The following is a 13343-nucleotide window of genomic DNA, read 5'->3' as shown; positions in this document are numbered from 1 at the left end:
GCCGTCCCACCTGATTTATTATCTGGGCGGCTCTTTCTTTTTGTGTCGGCGCAAACTTATATCACGCCGACAATGTTGGCGATACTTGCGCATCTAACCTTTCAGCTTCTTTACGACACTGTCGCAAAGAGCTTCGTAGATGTCGCAAATTTACAACCTCGATGCAAGCGGATTAACAACTTCAGCGCTGTTTTCCAAGGCTTTAGCATCAGTAAAAAGAGTCCCTGGTGAAACGTTTGAATCTCCATCGGGCAATCCTGCCGCTATTTTTATTTGCCTGAACACCTCCACTTCCAGCGGACGCGTTACAGGCGATATGGGTGTGAATGCAACAAGCGTGCTCAAACCAGAATTCTGTTGCTGTTTTTTTCTGAGCGCACGTTTGTTGCTGTAAAAACCTCATAAAACCGGGGGTTTCAAGCGCGTTTTGTTTGCACTTGACGCCATGCTTTGCATAGTGTTGCGCCAGCGTGACAATTGCGCGACCACAAAAAACGTTACCGGTTCACCCCCAAAGTGAGTAATCGGCGGATCCCCGAAGGACTCAGCGTAGACGCGATGTGCGGTTTTGGTGCAAAAAATTTTAATCGCTGTACGCAATTCATACAGCGGCGCCATGCATAGGGTGTGAACGGGTGGGTGTTTCTTGGTCATTTCGGTGTTTTTTGTCGCGGTATCGGTTCTGTAATGGTGCGCTCCGACGAAAAATGTCTCATGTCGGGGCGTGTGTTCCTTGCGACTGAATTAACCAGGCGAGCTGTGCTCAAGGTTCGTCGTGAAGCCGAGGGCATTCGCAGGTATGCTGCGGTCCTGTCGCTTGGCGCGCAGCCTCTATTGAGGGGCGCTAAGCTGAAAATGATGAACCCGACGGGAGTGCGCACAGTGTTCGCTTTAGATCCACGACTTCAACAAGACACCTTACCGATCGGGGACTTCCCACTCTGCCGGTTGCTCTTGTCCAACGATTCGAACTACCCCTGGTTCATCCTGGTGCCGCGCCGCGAAGATATCAGCGAGTTGTTTCAGTTAGATGTCGCCGATCAACAGCAGCTGTGGCAGGAAACGACGGCCCTGGCGGAGATGCTCAAGGACTCGTTCGACGCCGACAAGTTGAACGTCGCCGCTCTTGGTAACGTGGTCAGCCAACTGCATATGCATGTGATTGTGCGCAAACATGAGGATGCCGCCTGGCCGGCCCCGGTCTGGGGTAAACACCCCGCCAAGCCCTACAGCGCCGAGCAGGTCGCAGTGATTCGCGAACGACTGCGACTGGTCTTGACCGATCAATTCACGTTTCTGGAGGGCTGAGCCATGAGCCTGGAAGAGCGCGTCAACGATCTGGAAAGCCAACTGGCGTTCCAGGACGACACCATTCAGTCATTGAACGATATCCTGGTGACGCAACAGCGGGTGGTCGAGCGCCTGCAACTGCAAATGGCTGCGCTGCTGCGGCGTCAGGAAGAAATGGCCGGCCAGTTCGAGTCCTCTGAAGAAGAGGCGCCACCGCCGCACTACTGACTCAAAGGCGTTGAGTGAGACGGCTAAACGCCGGGCAATAAAAAACCGCGAACAGCCAGGCTGTTCGCGGTTTTTTTATCGCTCGGGATCAGCGACGGGGCAATGCGGCAATCACATCTTCGGCTTGCAGGCCTTTGTCTCGATTCATCACGGAGAACTCTACGCGCTGGCCTTCGACCAAGACGCGGTGACCTTCGCCACGAATGGCCCGGAAGTGCACGAAAATATCATCGCCGGAATCACGGGAGATAAAGCCGAAGCCTTTGGAGGTGTTGAACCACTTGACGGTGCCGGTATCGCGGTTGCTCATGTCATAGCTTGGCGAGGCGGCGGCCGGTGACGATTTGTAGAAGCTGATGGCCAGGTGCAGGAACACCGCCACCAGGGTAACGACGAGACTGAACAGAACAGCGGGTTGACCGGCGATAACCGGCATTGGCGCGATCAGTGTCAGGGTTTGCAGTACGACAGCCAGGACCAGCAAGGCGCTGACCAGGTTTTGCAGTTGGTGACGAGGACCTTTGTTCCAGTAAGGGATAACCGGAGCGAGGGTCAGGTTAAGCAGGCCGAAAAAGGCCAGGTAAAGCGCATCGGGTTGTTGCAGGTAAGGTACCGCTTCGGATCGCAGGCTAGGGATGAAGGACAGCAGCAAGGCTGCTGCGCCCATTAGCAGGTGGACGATTTTCAACATTTTGATTGACTCACGTTAAGACGGATCACAAGGAAGAGCTGATTGAGCACGGTCCGCTTCAGAACAATAAGAGGCGGTGGACACGTACCCGCTACCAGCCTATGCGCTGCGCCCGGAAAATAGGGGCATAGCGACACACTGCCTATTTAACAGCAAAGCCCGCAGCTACTCAAATCAGGCAGTCCGGCGGTGCCCTGGGGGCGATTTGTCGCAGGTCGGCGGGCCATCCCGGGCTGCAGGGTGTAAGCAGCCTTGCTACAGTGGTCCTGCACTTGTCGGATGAATTTCATTAGGGGATAAGCATGGCAATCGATATCGGTATCAGCGAAGAGGACCGCAAGTCCATCGTCGACGGGCTGTCGCGTCTGCTGTCGGACACTTACGTACTTTATTTGAAAACCCATAACTTCCACTGGAATGTCACGGGGCCCATGTTTCGCACCCTGCACTTGATGTTCGAGGAGCAATACAACGAGTTGGCCTTGGCGGTTGATTCGATTGCCGAGCGAATTCGTGCATTGGGCTTTCCGGCGCCTGGTGCCTATTCGGTGTATGCGCGTCTTTCTTCTATTAAAGAAGAAGAGGGTGTGCCCAGTGCCGAAAACATGATCAAGCAACTGGTCGACGGCCAGGAAGCGGTGACGCGGACCGCCCGCGGGATCTTCCCGTTGCTGGACAAAGTCAGCGACGAGCCGACGGCGGACTTGCTGACCCAGCGGATGCAGGTCCATGAAAAAACGGCGTGGATGCTGCGCTCGTTGCTGGATCAGTAACCTCGCGGGTGCGCGAATGACGCCGGGAGCGTTGTTCGCGTGCAGCTTTTTCTCGCAGTCAAATGCCCTTTCCGCTAAAGAAAATATCCCGGGTTTTGTAGGAAACGGTCCGGCGTAGGACCGTGTCCATGATCCTCACTCACCTGTTGGCTTATCCTACGTTGATGGTCATAAAGTCATCTGGATATAACTTTGCGCCTGCGTTTTTATAAGGGAACAGGAGCTGGCTCCTATAAAAAAGCAAGGATGACAAAGGAGTGTCAACGGTATGGTTTATGGAGAAGGTCGCGGCGAGTGGAGGCTCGGAGCCCCGCAGGCGATAAAGATCGATCCGTTCGTCAGTGAGTTCGATATGGGGCTGGCCATGCCTTTATCCCGATCGGTGCGCTTGAACGGTTTTGCGACCTGCTTGCGGCTTGAGCAGGTCTACTGGGAAATCCTGGGCGAAATGGCCACGCTCAATAGCTGTTCGGTCAGTGCGTTGTTGTCCCACGTGGATCGCGAGGTGCATTTGCGTCACGGCGGGGTGAAGAATTTCACCGGACTTGTGCGTGTCGTCTGCGTCGTGCACAGCCTGAAGTAACGCTGGGCCCACCTGTTTCGGCCTGGAATGGGTGGTATGTCAGTCTGTGCAGTCTTACGGCTGCACAGGCTGCATTTAATGGATATAATCCCGCTCTTTGCCGCAAAACCCTGCGTATGCGGTAGCAATCTGATCGCCGAGACAACCCCCATGCCGATGTACGACTATCAATGTGCTTCCTGTGGTCATCAGTTGGAAGCCATTCAAAAGATCAGCTCAGCACCGCTGGTCGACTGCCCTGCGTGCCAGGCGCCAGAGCTCAAGAAGATGCTGTCCATGCCGGGTTTCCGCCTCAGTGGCACCGGCTGGTATGAAACCGACTTCAAGACCGGTTCCAAGAAGAATCTGGCCGGCGGCGACAAAGCTGACTAAGGTCTGGAACCTGAGTTGAACGACACGCGCGAGCTCTTGCATCATCTGCAAGGTCTCCAACCGAATTTCGATTACGAGAAGTGAAACCACTACCATGATGCGCAGCCATTATTGCGGCCAACTGAACGAAGCCCTGGAAGGCCAGGAAATTACCCTTTGCGGATGGGTTCACCGTCGCCGTGACCACGGTGGGGTGATTTTCCTCGATATCCGTGATCGTGATGGTCTGGCCCAAGTGGTGTTCGACCCGGACCGCGCTGAAACTTTCGCCGTCGCCGACCGCGTGCGCAGCGAGTACGTAGTCAAGGTCACCGGCAAGGTGCGCCTGCGTCCGGCCGGTGCCACCAACGCCAACATGGCGTCGGGCATGATCGAAGTGCTGGGCTACGAGCTGGAAGTGCTGAACGAATCGGAAACACCGCCGTTCCCGCTCAACGAGTTCTCCGACGTCGGCGAAGAAACCCGTTTGCGCTATCGCTTCCTCGACCTGCGTCGCCCGGAAATGCTCGAGAAGCTGCGTCTGCGTTCGCGCATGACCACCAGCATCCGTCGCTTCCTCGACGAGAACGGCTTCCTCGACGTCGAGACGCCGATCCTGACTCGCGCCACGCCTGAGGGTGCTCGCGATTACCTGGTGCCGAGCCGTACCCACGCCGGTTCCTTCTTCGCCTTGCCGCAATCGCCGCAGCTGTTCAAGCAACTGCTGATGGTTGCCGGTTTTGACCGTTACTACCAGATCGCCAAGTGCTTCCGCGACGAAGACCTGCGCGCCGACCGTCAGCCGGAATTCACCCAGATCGACATCGAGACCAGTTTCCTCGATGAAAAAGAGATCATGGCCATCACCGAAAAAATGATCCGCAACCTGTTCAAGGAAGTGCTGGATCTGGAATTCGGCGATTTCCCGCACATGACCTTCGAAGAGGCCATGCGTCGTTACGGTTCCGACAAGCCGGACCTGCGTAACCCGCTGGAACTGGTTGACGTTGCCGACCAACTGAAAGAAGTCGACTTCAAGGTGTTCAGCGGCCCGGCCAACGACCCGAAATGCCGCATTGCCGCTTTGCGCGTTCCAGGCGGGGCGAGCATGCCGCGTAAACAGATCGACGACTACACCAAGTTCGTCGGCATCTACGGTGCCAAGGGCCTGGCGTACATCAAGGTCAACGAGCGCGCCAAAGGTGTTGAAGGCCTGCAGTCGCCTATCGTCAAGAACATCCCTGAAGCCAACCTCAATGTGATCCTCGATCGCGTTGGCGCGGTTGACGGCGACATCGTGTTCTTCGGCGCTGATAAGTCGAAGATCGTCAGCGAAGCCCTGGGTGCACTGCGGATCAAGGTCGGTAACGACCTGGACCTGCTGACCTGCAAGTGGGCGCCAATGTGGGTCGTCGACTTCCCGATGTTCGAAGAGAACGACGACGGCAGCTTCACCGCCTTGCACCACCCGTTCACCGCACCGAAGTGCACCCCGGAAGAACTGGAAGCCAACCCGGCGACCGCTCTGTCCCGTGCCTACGACATGGTCCTGAACGGCACCGAACTGGGTGGCGGTTCGATCCGTATCCACCGCAAGGAAATGCAGCAGACGGTATTCCGCCTGTTGGGTATCAATGAAGCGGAACAGGAAGAGAAATTCGGCTTCCTGCTCGACGCCCTGAAATACGGCGCGCCGCCACACGGTGGTCTGGCCTTCGGTCTGGACCGTCTGGTGATGCTGATGACTGGCGCCCAGTCGATCCGTGAAGTGATCGCGTTCCCGAAAACCCAGAGCGCGGCTGACGTCATGACTCAGGCTCCGGGCGCTGTAGATGCCAAGGCATTGCGCGAACTGCACATTCGTCTGCGCGAAACGCCAAAGGCTGAGTAAGGCTGACCTGAAGGCGCATCCTTATGGGATGCGCCTTTTTTATAGGTCGAGATTTTTTTCTTGCTGGCCTGCGCTGAAACGCGCGGCGGGCAATGTTTCAAAGAGAATTCGGAGCGAGATATGGCGGGTCATTCCAAGTGGGCGAACATCAAGCACCGCAAAGAACGTCAGGATGCCAAGAAGGGCAAGATTTTCACCAAGTGGATTCGTGAGCTGACCGTTGCGGCCCGTCAGGGTGGTGGCGATCCAGGCTCCAACCCGCGTCTGCGCCTGGCGCTGGATAAGGCCCTCGGTGCAAACATGAGCCGCGACATCATTGATCGCGCGGTAGCCCGCGGTGCCGGTGCGGCCGACACCGACGACATGGTCGAACTCAGCTACGAAGGCTATGGCCCGGGTGGCGTGGCGGTGATGGTCGAGTGCATGACTGATAACCGTAATCGTACCGCAGCGGCTGTTCGCCACGCGTTCAGCAAGTGCGGCGGCAACCTGGGCACGGATGGTTCGGTGGCCTACCTGTTCGAACGCAAGGGGCAGATATCCTTTGCGCCGGGCGTCGATGAAGACGCGCTGATGGAAGCGGCCATGGAAGCCGACGCCGACGACGTGGTGACCCACGAAGACGGCTCGATTGACGTGTTCACCTCGTTCGCCGGGTTCTACTCCGTGCGTAATGCGCTGGAGGCGGCCGGTTTCAAAGGTGATGACGCAGAAATCGTGATGCTGCCGACCACCAGTGCCGAACTGGACCTGGACGGCGCCGAGAAGGTGCTCAAGCTGATCGACATGCTTGAAGACCTGGATGACGTGCAGAACGTCTACTCCAATGCGGACATTCCAGAGTCGGTTGCCGCACAGCTGGGTTAAGGGCGACAAGGACTCAATGTGGGAGCGAGCCTGCTCGCGAATGCGGATTTTCAGGCAACATCGTTGCTGAATATGAAACCGCTTTCGCGAGCAGGCTCGCTCCCACATTTTATTTGGTGTATTGGATATCTTGCTTTTACTGAACCCGCAGGCGTTATGACTTTAATCCTTGGTATCGACCCCGGTTCGCGCATTACCGGTTATGGCGTGGTACGTGATACCGGGCGCGGCTGCGTCTACGTGGCCTCGGGCTGCATTCGCACTGGCTCCGGCGAGTTGCACGAACGTCTGCAAATCGTCTATCGCGGCGTGCGGGAAGTTATCCAGACCTACGGCCCGACGACCATGGGCATCGAAAAGGTTTTCATGGCCCGCAATGCCGACTCCGCGCTGAAACTGGGCCAGGCCCGTGGTGCAGCCATCGTCGCCGGCGCCGAAGAAAGCCTGGAAATCGCCGAATACACTGCGACTCAGGTCAAGCAGGCTGTAACCGGCACCGGCGCGGCGAATAAAGAGCAGGTACAAATGATGGTCATGCACATGCTCAAATTGACCAGCAAGCCGCAAATCGATGCCTCGGACGCCCTGGCTATCGCGATTTGTCATGCGCATACCCGTTCCAGCCTGTTGCCTCATGGTCTGGGGGCGGCACGCAGTCGTGGCGGGCGCCTGCGTCTCTGATAGCATCAGCAATCATTTTTACGGGATGAGGGTTTTGCGCCTGGGTTGTCGGCGCAAAACCCTTGCTCTGTCAGTCGCTGGCCTCGGGCTGGCCAACGCTCAAGGATTCGAAACGTGATTGGACGCTTGCGCGGCACCCTGGCTGAGAAACAGCCGCCGCACCTGATTCTGGATGTAAACGGCCTGGGGTATGAGCTGGAAGTGCCCATGACCACGCTGTATCGCTTGCCGTCGGTCGGTGAACCGCTGACGTTGCACACCCATTTGGTCGTACGCGAAGACGCGCAGTTACTCTATGGCTTCTACGGCAAGCGTGAGCGAGACTTTTTTCGCGAGTTGATCCGTCTCAATGGTGTAGGACCGAAATTGGCCCTTGCCCTGATGTCGAGCCTGGAAGTCGATGAGCTGGTTCGTTGCGTGCAGTCCCAGGACACCTCGGCATTGACCAAGGTGCCGGGCGTGGGCAAGAAGACCGCCGAGCGCCTGCTGGTGGAACTCAAGGACCGCTTCAAGGCCTGGGAAACCGTGCCGGCGATGTTTGCCCTGGTGCCGAACCAGCCGGGTGGGCCGGATGCGCCAGCCTCGGTGGTCACCGCCGAGAGTGATGCGATCAGCGCGCTGGTCTCCTTGGGCTACAAGCCGCAAGAAGCTAGCAAGGCGATTACCTCGATCAAGGAGAAAGGCTTGAGCAGTGAAGACCTGATTCGTCGTGCCCTGAAGGGAATGATTTAAGTGATTGAAGCTGATCGTCTGATTGCCGCCACGCCTGGCCCTCGCGACCGCGAGGAAGTCCAGGACCGGGCGATTCGTCCCCTCAGTCTGGCCGAGTACATTGGCCAGCCGACCGTCCGCGAGCAAATGGAGTTGTTCATCCAGGCCGCCCGTGGTCGCAGCGAATCCCTGGACCACACGCTGATCTTCGGTCCGCCGGGCCTGGGTAAAACCACGCTCGCCAACATCATCGCCCAGGAAATGGGCGTGTCGATCAAAAGCACCTCGGGCCCGGTCCTTGAGCGTCCGGGTGACCTCGCTGCACTGCTGACCAACCTTGAACCTCACGATGTGCTGTTCATCGACGAAATCCATCGGTTGTCGCCGATCGTCGAAGAAGTGCTGTACCCGGCCATGGAAGATTTTCAGCTCGACATCATGATCGGCGAAGGGCCTGCAGCTCGCTCGATCAAGCTTGATCTGCCGCCGTTCACCCTCGTCGGTGCGACTACCCGTGCCGGCATGCTGACTAATCCGTTACGCGACCGTTTCGGGATTGTCCAGCGTCTGGAGTTCTACAGCACCGCCGACCTGGCGACGATTGTCAGCCGTTCGGCGAGCATTCTCGGCTTGCCGCTGGACCCGGAGGGCGCCTTTGAAATCGCCCGCCGTGCCCGTGGCACTCCGCGGATTGCCAACCGTTTGCTGCGCCGCGTGCGGGATTTCGCTGAAGTGCGCGCCAAGGGGCACATCACCAAGCCGATTGCCGACCTGGCCCTGAACCTGCTGGATGTCGACGAACGTGGCTTCGATCACCAGGACCGGCGTCTGCTGTTGACCATGATCGAGAAATTCGACGGTGGCCCGGTGGGGGTGGACAGCCTCGCAGCGGCCATCAGCGAAGAGCGTCACACCATTGAAGACGTGCTGGAGCCGTACCTGATCCAGCAGGGCTATATCATGCGAACCCCACGGGGGAGGGTGGTGACGCGGCACGCCTATCTGCATTTTGGTTTAAACATTCCGTCACGATTGGGCGAGATGCCCGTGGTAGACGAATTTCTCGATGCAGTGGACGATTAATTAACGTTTGCGGGCTGATCGATTGGGGGTTTGTGTGGTCCTAGTGGCTCACATGACGAATCTTTCACTAGAAAGCCGCAGAACAATGAAAAACAGTTGCCTCGCCGGATTGGCAACCTGAGGAGTAAGCACTAGAGTATGCGCGCGCAAAACGGGCTTGAGCCTTTCGCACATCGTTGTCGCGTTTATTACGAGGACACCGATGCGGGCGGCATCGTGTATTACGTTAATTACCTCAAGTTTATGGAACGGGCTCGAACCGAGCGGCTCCGGGAACTGGGCTTTGCCCAATCCCAGCTGGCAGGGGAGGACCTGTTGTTCGTCGTGCATTCCAGCGAAGCGCGTTACCACGCGCCGGCGCGACTGGATGACGAACTGCTGGTAAGCGCTGAAGTAATCGAATTGAACCGTGTCAGCCTGCGCTTTAAACAGCAGGTCAGGCGGGCTACGGATAATGCGCTGCTCTGCGAAGGGCAGTTTTTGGTGGCCTGTGTGCGCACTAACAGTTTGAAACCCCGGGCCATTCCCGAAGCTCTACGTGCGGCCTTTGCCGACGTGAGCGGCGCGGGTACACACTTAAAGCAGGAGATAAAGCGTGGAAGCTAACGTCGTCGACCATTCCTCCATGTGGAGCCTGGTCAGCAATGCCAGCGTTGTGGTGCAGTTGGTAATGCTGATTCTGGTAGCCGCATCGGTAACCTCATGGATCATGATCTTTCAGCGCAGCAACTTGTTGCGTGCCGGTCGGCGTGCCCTGGAGAGCTTTGAAGAGCGCTTCTGGTCGGGTATCGACCTGTCCAAACTCTACCGTCAGGCCGGCAGCAACCCTGATCCGGATTCGGGCGTCGAGCAGATCTTCCGTGCCGGTTTCAAGGAATTCTCCCGTCTGCGCCAGCAGCCAGGCGTTGACCCGGAAGCGGTCATGGAAGGTGTGGCCCGTGCCATGCGCGTGGCCATTTCCCGCGAAGAAGAAAAGCTCGAGCAGAGCTTGCCGTTCCTTGCCACCGTCGGTTCCGTCAGCCCGTACATCGGTTTGTTCGGTACGGTCTGGGGCATCATGAACTCCTTCCGTGGCCTGGCAACTGCCCAGCAAGCGACCCTGGCCACCGTGGCCCCGGGTATCGCCGAAGCACTGGTGGCCACCGCCATCGGCCTGTTCGCAGCTATCCCAGCGGTAATTGCTTACAACCGTTTTGCTGCTCGCAGCGAAACCCTGCTGAGCCGCTACTACACCTTCGCCGACGAATTCCAGGCGATCCTGCACCGCAAAGTGCACACCAGCGAAGAATAAGCAGGTAATTTCCAATGGCTTTAATCGCTCGAGCTCGCAAAAAGCGCAAGCCGGTCGCCGAGATGAACGTAGTGCCTTACATCGACGTGATGCTGGTACTGCTGGTCATCTTCATGGTGACCGCGCCGATGCTCAATCAGGGCGTGAAAGTTGATCTGCCCAAGGTTTCCAGCGAAGCCTTGCCGCAGGACAACAACACCCAGGTCCTGACCATTTCGATCAAGTCTGACAAGACCTATTACTGGAACCTTGGCAGCGAAGTCGACACCGACAAGCAGCAGGACAAGGCCATGACCTTGCCGCAGATGACCAGCGCGGTGACCAAAATCATCAGCGCCGGCAACGAAAACGGCAAGCACACCCAAGTCTTCATTCGTGGCGACAAGACCGTCGACTACGGTTCGGTCATGGGCGCCATGGGCGGATTGCAGAAGGCCGGAGTCGGTAATGTTGGCTTGATTACCGAGGCGCCCTGATGCAGCAACAACGAGAGCCAACAGCCTCGGAAAGCTACTTCTGGCCTAGTGTTTGGGCGATTGGCTTGCACGTGCTGGTTTTCGGCATGCTGTTCGTCAGTTTCGCCATGACGCCTGAGTTGCCGCCGGCCAAGCCGATTGTCCAGGCGACCCTGTACCAGCTGAAATCGAAAAGTCGGGCGACCACCCAGACCAATCAGAAGATTGCGGGTGAAGCGGTGAAGTCTGCTGCGCGTCAAACCGAAGTCGAACAGATGGAACAGAAGAAGGTCGAGCAGGAAGCGGTGAAGGCTGCGGAACAAAAGAAAGAAGAAGCGGCTCAAAAAGCCGAGGAAGCCAAGAAGGCCGACGAGTCCAAGAAGTCTGAGGAAGCGAAAAAGGCTGATGAAGCCAAGAAAGCTGACGAAGCCAAGAAGACCGCCGAAGCCAAAAAGGCTGAAGAGAAACAATTGGCTGATATAGCCAAGAAGAAATCTGAAGAAGAAGCCAAGAAGGCTGCTGAAGAAGAGGCCAAGAAAGCGGCCGCTGAAGAAGCGAAGAAAAAGATCGTCGAAGACGCGAAGAAGAAAGCCGCGGACGACGCCAAGAAGAAAGCTGAAGCTGAAGAGGCGAAGAAGAAAGTCGCCGACGAAGCGAAGAAGAAAGCTGCTGCCGATGCTGCGAAGAAGAAATCGCAGGACGCGGCACGTAAATCTACCGAAGACAAAAAGGCCCAGGCCTTGGCAGATTTGCTTTCCGACACGCCACAGCGTCAGCAGGCGTTGGCCGATGAGCAGGGTGACGAAGTCGCCGGCAGTTTCGATGACCTGATTCGTGCTCGTGCAGCGGAAGGCTGGGCTCGTCCACCTTCGGCACGCAAAGGCATGACGGTCGTGTTGCAGATCGGCATGTTGCCGGACGGTACGGTGACTTCGGTCAGCGTTGCCAAGTCCAGTGGCGATGGTCCGTTCGACGCGTCTGCTGTGGCTGCGGTCAAGAATATTGGACGTTTGACAGAAATGCAGGGAATGAAAACGAGCGATTTCGCTCCGTATCGTTCATTCAAGATGACATTCACACCTGAGGATCTAGCCTTGTGAGAAACCTTCTTCGAGGAATGCTTGTCGTTATCTGCTGCCTGGCAGGGATGGCGGTAGCAGATGAAAAAAACATTCTGGTCACCAGCGGCAGTGATCGGGCTACCCCGATCGCGGTAGTGCCGTTCGGCTTCCAGGGCGGCACCGTCCTGCCGGACGACATGGCCGAAATCATTGGTAACGATCTGCGCAACTCGGGCTACTACTCGCCGATTCCAAAGCAGCAGATGATCAGCCAGCCGAGCCAGGCCAGCGAAATCATCTTCCGTGACTGGAAGGCGATCAGCGCTCAATACATCATGGTCGGTAGCATTGTTCCAGCGGGCGGTCGCCTGCAGGTTCAGTACGCTTTGTTCAACGTCGCCACCGAGCAGCAAGTGCTGACCGGCAGCGTGTCGGGCAGCGTCGATCAGTTGCGCGACATGGCGCACTACATCGCTGACCAGTCGTTCGAAAAGCTCACCGGTATTAAAGGTGCGTTCTCGACACGCCTGCTGTACGTGACGGCCGAGCGTTTCTCCGAGAAGAACACGCGCTACACGCTGCAACGTTCGGACTATGACGGTGCGCGCGCCGTGACTCTGCTGCAATCACGCGAGCCGATCCTGTCGCCGCGTTTCGCACCGGATGGCAAGCGCATCGCTTATGTTTCGTTCGAGCAGAAGCGCCCGCGCATCTTCATGCAGAACATCGATACCGGTCGCCGTGAGCAGATCACCAACTTCGAAGGCCTGAATGGCGCGCCAGCCTGGTCGCCGGATGGCAATCGCCTGGCATTCGTACTGTCGAAAGACGGCAACCCGGACATCTACGTGATGAACCTGGGTTCGCGTCAGATCTCGCGTGTCACCAACGGTCCTGGCATCAACACCGAACCGTTCTGGGGCAAGGATGGTTCGACCATCTATTTCACCTCCGACCGTGGCGGCAAGCCACAAATCTACAAGACCAGCGTCGGTGGTGGCGGTGCGGAACGTGTGACTTTCATCGGTAACTACAACGCAAACCCGAAACTTTCGGCCGATGAAAAGACCCTGGTGATGATTCACCGCCAGGATGGCTTCACTAATTTCAAGGTGGCGGCCCAGGATTTGCAGCGCGGAAGCGTAAAAATCCTCACTGATAGCACTCTGGACGAGTCGCCTACTGTTGCGCCCAACGGCACCATGGTAATCTACGCCACCCGCCAGCAGGGCCGGGGAGTCTTGATGCTCGTGTCCATTAATGGACGCGTAAGGCTCCCGCTTCCTACCGCACAAGGCGAAGTCAGAGAACCTTCCTGGTCCCCTTACCTGAACTGACGCGGCGCTACACGTTTTACTTAACACACTGGGGTTCATTAGGAGTTTCA

Annotated in this window: 17 protein-coding genes; 16 read left to right on the top strand and 1 reads right to left on the bottom strand. The window is 57.3% G+C overall.

Annotation, left to right across the window (positions count from 1 at the left end):
* Positions 1 to 139: 139 nt before the first annotated feature.
* The 3 genes from ACWIKB_RS14360 (at position 140) to ACWIKB_RS14350 (ending at position 1518) form a co-directional block, all read left to right on the top strand.
* Positions 140 to 394 (top strand): hypothetical protein, encoded by a 255-nt coding sequence (locus ACWIKB_RS14360; RefSeq protein ID WP_475267608.1) that lies wholly within the window; start codon positions 140 to 142, stop codon positions 392 to 394.
* A 488-nt stretch (positions 395 to 882) separates the two neighbouring features.
* The gene (locus ACWIKB_RS14355; RefSeq protein ID WP_475267862.1) at positions 883 to 1308 is read left to right on the top strand and encodes an HIT family protein; all 426 of its coding nucleotides are present in this window, start codon (positions 883 to 885) and stop codon (positions 1306 to 1308) included.
* A gap of 3 nt (positions 1309 to 1311) precedes the next feature.
* Positions 1312 to 1518: a SlyX family protein gene (locus ACWIKB_RS14350; protein ID WP_054045009.1), complete on the top strand. Its 207-nt coding sequence runs from the start codon at positions 1312 to 1314 to the stop codon at positions 1516 to 1518.
* An 88-nt stretch (positions 1519 to 1606) separates the two neighbouring features.
* On the opposite strand, the gene ACWIKB_RS14345 is transcribed toward ACWIKB_RS14350, so the two are convergent.
* Positions 1607 to 2209, bottom strand: a complete 603-nt coding sequence (locus tag ACWIKB_RS14345) for a cold-shock protein (RefSeq protein ID WP_475267605.1) — start codon at positions 2207 to 2209, stop codon at positions 1607 to 1609.
* A 302-nt stretch (positions 2210 to 2511) separates the two neighbouring features.
* Between ACWIKB_RS14345 and ACWIKB_RS14340 the strand changes: the two genes are divergently transcribed.
* From ACWIKB_RS14340 to tolB, 13 genes are all read left to right on the top strand, one after another.
* Positions 2512 to 2982: a Dps family protein gene (locus ACWIKB_RS14340; RefSeq protein ID WP_475267603.1), complete on the top strand. Its 471-nt coding sequence runs from the start codon at positions 2512 to 2514 to the stop codon at positions 2980 to 2982.
* A 268-nt stretch (positions 2983 to 3250) separates the two neighbouring features.
* Positions 3251 to 3565 carry a ribbon-helix-helix domain-containing protein gene (locus ACWIKB_RS14335; RefSeq protein WP_475267601.1) on the top strand — a complete coding sequence of 105 codons (315 nt, stop codon included), beginning with the start codon at positions 3251 to 3253 and terminating at the stop codon, positions 3563 to 3565.
* Positions 3566 to 3715: 150 nt separating this feature from the next.
* Positions 3716 to 3937 carry an FmdB family zinc ribbon protein gene (locus tag ACWIKB_RS14330; RefSeq protein WP_475267861.1) on the top strand — a complete coding sequence of 74 codons (222 nt, stop codon included), beginning with the start codon at positions 3716 to 3718 and terminating at the stop codon, positions 3935 to 3937.
* 94 nt (positions 3938 to 4031) lie between these two features.
* Positions 4032 to 5807: an aspartate--tRNA ligase gene (gene aspS, locus ACWIKB_RS14325; protein WP_475267599.1), complete on the top strand. Its 1776-nt coding sequence runs from the start codon at positions 4032 to 4034 to the stop codon at positions 5805 to 5807.
* A 120-nt stretch (positions 5808 to 5927) separates the two neighbouring features.
* Positions 5928 to 6674: a YebC/PmpR family DNA-binding transcriptional regulator gene (locus tag ACWIKB_RS14320; protein ID WP_046049662.1), complete on the top strand. Its 747-nt coding sequence runs from the start codon at positions 5928 to 5930 to the stop codon at positions 6672 to 6674.
* A gap of 156 nt (positions 6675 to 6830) precedes the next feature.
* Entirely contained in the window at positions 6831 to 7355 is a 525-nt protein-coding gene (gene ruvC / locus ACWIKB_RS14315; protein ID WP_475267598.1) for a crossover junction endodeoxyribonuclease RuvC, read from the top strand.
* Between the two features lie 114 nt (positions 7356 to 7469).
* Positions 7470 to 8087, top strand: a complete 618-nt coding sequence (ruvA, locus tag ACWIKB_RS14310; protein WP_475267597.1) for a Holliday junction branch migration protein RuvA — start codon at positions 7470 to 7472, stop codon at positions 8085 to 8087.
* Positions 8088 to 9149 carry a Holliday junction branch migration DNA helicase RuvB gene (gene ruvB, locus ACWIKB_RS14305; RefSeq protein ID WP_054044994.1) on the top strand — a complete coding sequence of 354 codons (1062 nt, stop codon included), beginning with the start codon at positions 8088 to 8090 and terminating at the stop codon, positions 9147 to 9149.
* Positions 9150 to 9287: 138 nt separating this feature from the next.
* Positions 9288 to 9755 (top strand): tol-pal system-associated acyl-CoA thioesterase, encoded by a 468-nt coding sequence (gene ybgC, locus ACWIKB_RS14300; RefSeq protein ID WP_475267596.1) that lies wholly within the window; start codon positions 9288 to 9290, stop codon positions 9753 to 9755.
* Positions 9745 to 10440, top strand: coding sequence for a protein TolQ (gene tolQ / locus ACWIKB_RS14295; protein WP_054044990.1), 696 nt, complete (start codon positions 9745 to 9747; stop codon positions 10438 to 10440). The genes ybgC and tolQ overlap by 11 nt, the downstream gene beginning before the upstream one ends.
* 23 nt (positions 10441 to 10463) lie before the next feature.
* Positions 10464 to 10916 (top strand): protein TolR, encoded by a 453-nt coding sequence (gene tolR / locus ACWIKB_RS14290; protein ID WP_161807657.1) that lies wholly within the window; start codon positions 10464 to 10466, stop codon positions 10914 to 10916.
* Entirely contained in the window at positions 10916 to 11995 is a 1080-nt protein-coding gene (tolA, locus tag ACWIKB_RS14285; RefSeq protein ID WP_475267595.1) for a cell envelope integrity protein TolA, read from the top strand. The genes tolR and tolA overlap by 1 nt, the downstream gene beginning before the upstream one ends.
* A gap of 47 nt (positions 11996 to 12042) precedes the next feature.
* Positions 12043 to 13293, top strand: coding sequence for a Tol-Pal system beta propeller repeat protein TolB (gene tolB, locus ACWIKB_RS14280; protein WP_054044985.1), 1251 nt, complete (start codon positions 12043 to 12045; stop codon positions 13291 to 13293).
* The last annotated feature ends 50 nt before the right edge of the window (positions 13294 to 13343 follow it).

It is taken from the genome of Pseudomonas sp. 5Vm1k, from assembly GCF_056161485.1.
The sequence above is the reverse complement of the archived record's forward strand: the minus strand, read 5'-3'. Positions and strand labels throughout refer to the sequence as shown.